A 3,846-nucleotide genomic window follows, 5' to 3' on the forward strand; every position below is an offset into this window, starting at 1 on the left:
CAGCTCGACAGCTCGACAGCTCGACAGCTCGACAGCTCGACAGCTCGACAGCTCGACAGCTCGACAGCTCGACAGCTCGACAGCTCGACAGCTCGACAGCTCGACAGCTCGACAGCTCGGACGATGGTAGGCCGCGTCGGTGGTTGTCGACGGATCGATGCGACTGAAGTCAGGCCGGGTCGGCTGGTCCGTTGGCGAGTCCATGGGTGCCGTGGACGGTTGGCGGTATCGGGCGCGTGGGCGGGCGGTCCTCGCGTTCGGCTGGGATGCCCCGTCCAGCAAGGCAATTGATATAGGCGGCTCGGCGGCAGCAGCTGGGCCGAGAGCCTGTCGCTTACGACCTCACTGCGGTAGCTCGCAGCGAGACAACATATTTCCCTCGATTGGAGAACTTCATGCGCACTCTCACAAGCAGTTCCGCACGCACCCTCGGCGCGCCCCGTGTACTCCGCGCTGCCGCAGCGGCTCTCGCTGTTCCCCTGCTCCTTGTCGCCTGCTCGTCCAACGACAAGGCCGAGGCTCGCGCGGCGGATTCGGTGACGATCAAGGATCAGTGGGTGAAGGCGGCGGACAGCGGGATGTCGGCGGCGTTCGGGGTGTTGGACAACTCGGGTGACACGGCGCGGACGGTGGTTTCGGCGTCGAGTCCCGCGTCGGGCAGGGTGGAGTTGCACGAGGTGGTCGCGGATGCGGGCGGGGCCAAGACGATGCGGCCGAAGGCGGGCGGGTTCGTGATCCCGGCGCACGGCAAGACGGAGCTGCGGCCGGGCGGGGATCACATCATGTTCATGGGCCTCACCGGCCCGCTGCGCACGGGCGCCGAAACCCCGGTCACCCTCACCTTCGACGACGGCTCCACGACGACCTTCACCGCGCAGGTCCGCGACTTCTCCGGCAACCAGGAGAACTACGCCCCCGATCACGCGAGCGGTGCGCAGACACCGGCCCACGGTGGCTGAGACCGGCCCGGCGGCGGACGCCAGCCCGTTCGCGGCGGCCGACCCGCCGCCCCGACGACGCCTGAACCGCCGGCGCCTGCTCGGCGGCGGTGCCGTCGCGGCGGGCGCGGCGGGCATCGGTTGGGGCGCAAGAGCACTCACCACCCGCGACGAGCCACCGCCGACCTCGGCGATCGAACCCTTCTACGGCACACATCAATCCGGCGTAGCGACGGACCCGCAGTCCCATGCGGCGTTCGTCGCTTTCGACCTGAAGCCGGGCACACACCGGGACGATCTCATCGGCGTCTTGAAGATCTGGACCGGCGACGCCGCGCGCCTCACCCAGGGTCGCCCGGCCTTGGCCGACACGGAACCGGAACTGGCCCAACGCCCTTCCCGGCTCACCGTCACCGTCGGCCTCGGCCCCGCGGTCTTCACCGTCGCGGGACTCGAACACCATCGCCCGTCCTGGCTTCGCCCGCTGCCTCCGTTCGACATCGATCGGCTCGAATCCGCTTGGAGCGACGGCGATCTGCTGGTGCAGGTGTGCGCGGACGAGGCGACCACGGTGTCGCACGCGGTACGGGTGCTCTCCCGCAGTGTCTCCTCGCTGGTGAGCGTGCGCTGGGTGCAGCGCGGATTCCGCAACGCCGAGCCGGGCCGCACCCCACGCAATCTGATGGGTCAGGTGGACGGCACGGTGAACATCGCCCCCGGCACCGATTTCGACCGCCTGGTGTGGGACGACGGCGCCGCACAGCCCTGGCTCGCCGGCGGAACCTCGTGCGTCCTGCGGCGTATCGCGATGACACTGGACACGTGGGACGAGATCGACCAGGAGGGAAGGGAACTCACCGTCGGCCGCAGGATCGCCGACGGCGCACCGCTCACGGGCTCCGGCGAGTTCGACGAACCGGATTTCGCGGCCGTCGACGCGAACGGCATCCCGGTCATCCCGCCGTCCTCGCACATCGCCCGCGCGCACCACACGCACGAGGGCGAGCGGTTCCTGCGTCGGGGCTACAACTACGACGACGCCCCGGCACCGGGCCGAATCTCGAACTCGGGCTTGCTCTTCGCCGCCTACCAGCGCGACGTGGACGCCCAGTTCCTGCCGGTCCAACGGCGACTCGCGGAGTTCGACGCCCTCAACGTGTGGACCACCCCGGTGGGTTCGGCGGTGTTCGTCATCCCGCCGGGCGTGCCGTCGCCGGGCGGTTATCTGGGGCAGTCGCTGTTCGAATCATGAGCGAGCAAAGGGCCTGAGGCGAGCGGCGGACATGCGGCGGCCGCCGTGCCGGCACCGGCGCGGCGGCCGCGAGCCGACCCACTCCGTCAGATGCGGGCGTGCGCGCCGGTTGCCACTCCGCGCATCGCCTTGGCGTCCTTGCGCACCCCGAACGCCACGATGATCTCCATGATCCCGAGCACGATCAACCACACGCCGACCACGATCGCCAGGGTGGCCACCGACGTCAACGGCCAGGCGATCAGCACGATGCCCGCGATCACCGTCAGCACGCCGAAGAACACGGCCAGCCACCGGCCGGGCGCTTCGGGCTCGGACAGCCCGATCACCACGGCGGAGACCCCGCGGAAGAGCCAGCCGATGCCGATCCAGATGGCAAGCAGCAGAATCGAAATCAGCTCGTCCCGGAAGCAGAAGACGCCGATGGCGATGGACAGCACGCCGCTGATGAACGCCAGCACCCGCATCCCGGTGCTGGCCGGCGCGCCGAACGCGGCGAGCAACTGGAGAAACCCGCTGACCACCAGGTAGATACCGAACAGGACGCCCGCGGCCACGAGCGTCACATCGGGCCAGACGAGAATGATCACGCCGAGGACCACCGAGAGCAAGCCGGTGACCAGAACGGTTTGCCACGCACTGCGGGCAAGAGACTGCAAAGGACCCTCGAGCACGCTGTTTGTCGTCATAGCCTGATGTTATGCCCACTCCGGGGCGTTTCCTGGACATTTGCCCACGCGACTCGCAAGTCCAGTGGGCTTACTCGGGAATCGCGGGTCGACCGACCGGTCCGTCGCCGTTCGACCCGCCCGGGTTCGCCTGCGACGGAACCACGACATTGACCATCCACGAGACGCCGAACCGGTCCTGGCACAGGCCGAACTCGTCGCCCCACATCTGCTTCTCCAGCGGCACCGACACCGTGCCCGCCTCGGACAACCTGTCCCAGTAGCCGTGCAGCTCGGCTGCGTCCTCACCGCTGAGACTGATCGAAATGCTGCTTCCCGGTTTGTATTCCATGCCCGGTGGGGTGTCCGCGGCCATCAGGGTGAAGCCGCTCGGGGTCTCCAGCACGCCGTGCATGACGAGGTCGGCGCCGGGCGCGTCCCGGTCGCTGAACTCGCTGAAGGTGCTGATGGTCAGGGTGCCGCCGAACACGTCGCGGTAGAACTCCAGAGCTGCGCGGGCCGTGTCGCCGAAACTGAGGTACGGGTTGAGCCGGGAGGTCATGTCATGAGGTTAGTGCGCGGACGCACACGCGGCGATCACCAGCGTGGTTTATCGCCGGTTTCGCTCGGGTAGTCATCACTGAGTGACTCTCGTCGTGTACGCCCATGGGGTGGAGGCGGGTGGGTCGGGAATCGTGAGTCTCGGGTGGCTAGGAGAAGAGGGTGGCGGTTGTACTCGTGCTGCACGCGCGGGGCCTTGGCGGTCTACTGACCGGGGTCCCGGCGCTTCGCGCGCTACGCCGCGCCAGGCCACACGACCGTATCGTGCTCGCCGCGCCGCAGCGGCTGAAGCCGATCGTCGATCTGATCGCCTCGGTGGACACCATGGTGCCCACCGCCGAACTGGGCGGCCTGCGCTGGGACGCGCCGGGGCCGCAACTGGCCGTCAACCTGCACGGGCCGAGCACGGAAAGCATTGTGCAACTGG

General features: G+C 68.6%; 4 protein-coding genes and 1 pseudogene. 3 read left to right on the forward strand and 2 right to left on the reverse strand.

What is annotated here, in order from left to right; all coding sequences use genetic code 11:
• Positions 1-395 precede the first annotated feature (395 nt).
• The gene (locus ON39_RS17970) at positions 396-959 is read left to right on the forward strand and encodes a copper chaperone PCu(A)C (RefSeq protein ID WP_040735550.1); all 564 of its coding nucleotides are present in this window, start codon (positions 396-398) and stop codon (positions 957-959) included.
• A gap of 61 nt (positions 960-1,020) precedes the next feature.
• The gene (locus tag ON39_RS17975; RefSeq protein WP_040735551.1) at positions 1,021-2,190 is read left to right on the forward strand and encodes a Dyp-type peroxidase; all 1,170 of its coding nucleotides are present in this window, start codon (positions 1,021-1,023) and stop codon (positions 2,188-2,190) included.
• 86 nt (positions 2,191-2,276) lie between these two features.
• Here ON39_RS17975 and ON39_RS17980 read toward each other — a convergent pair whose 3' ends face one another.
• Together ON39_RS17980 and ON39_RS17985 are read right to left on the reverse strand one after the other, a co-directional pair.
• Positions 2,277-2,879 (reverse strand): HdeD family acid-resistance protein, encoded by a 603-nt coding sequence (locus tag ON39_RS17980; protein ID WP_040735548.1) that lies wholly within the window; start codon positions 2,877-2,879, stop codon positions 2,277-2,279.
• 70 nt (positions 2,880-2,949) lie between these two features.
• The gene (locus tag ON39_RS17985; RefSeq protein ID WP_040735549.1) at positions 2,950-3,420 is read right to left on the reverse strand and encodes a VOC family protein; all 471 of its coding nucleotides are present in this window, start codon (positions 3,418-3,420) and stop codon (positions 2,950-2,952) included.
• A 161-nt stretch (positions 3,421-3,581) separates the two neighbouring features.
• Here ON39_RS17985 and ON39_RS47360 point away from each other — a divergent pair.
• A pseudogene (locus ON39_RS47360) lies at positions 3,582-3,846 on the forward strand (glycosyltransferase family 9 protein); the annotation flags it as partial.

The sequence above is a fragment of the Nocardia tenerifensis NBRC 101015 genome (genome assembly GCF_000308715.1).
GTDB classification, from domain to species: Bacteria; Actinomycetota; Actinomycetes; order Mycobacteriales; family Mycobacteriaceae; genus Nocardia; species Nocardia tenerifensis.

Coding starts and splice junctions, on each gene's coding strand:
- ON39_RS17970 (WP_040735550.1), top strand. CDS start 396: ATGCGCACTCTCACAAGCAGTTCCGCACGCACCCTCGGCGCGCCCCGT.
- ON39_RS17980 (WP_040735548.1), bottom strand. CDS start 2,879: ATGACGACAAACAGCGTGCTCGAGGGTCCTTTGCAGTCTCTTGCCCGC.
- ON39_RS17985 (WP_040735549.1), bottom strand. CDS start 3,420: ATGACCTCCCGGCTCAACCCGTACCTCAGTTTCGGCGACACGGCCCGC.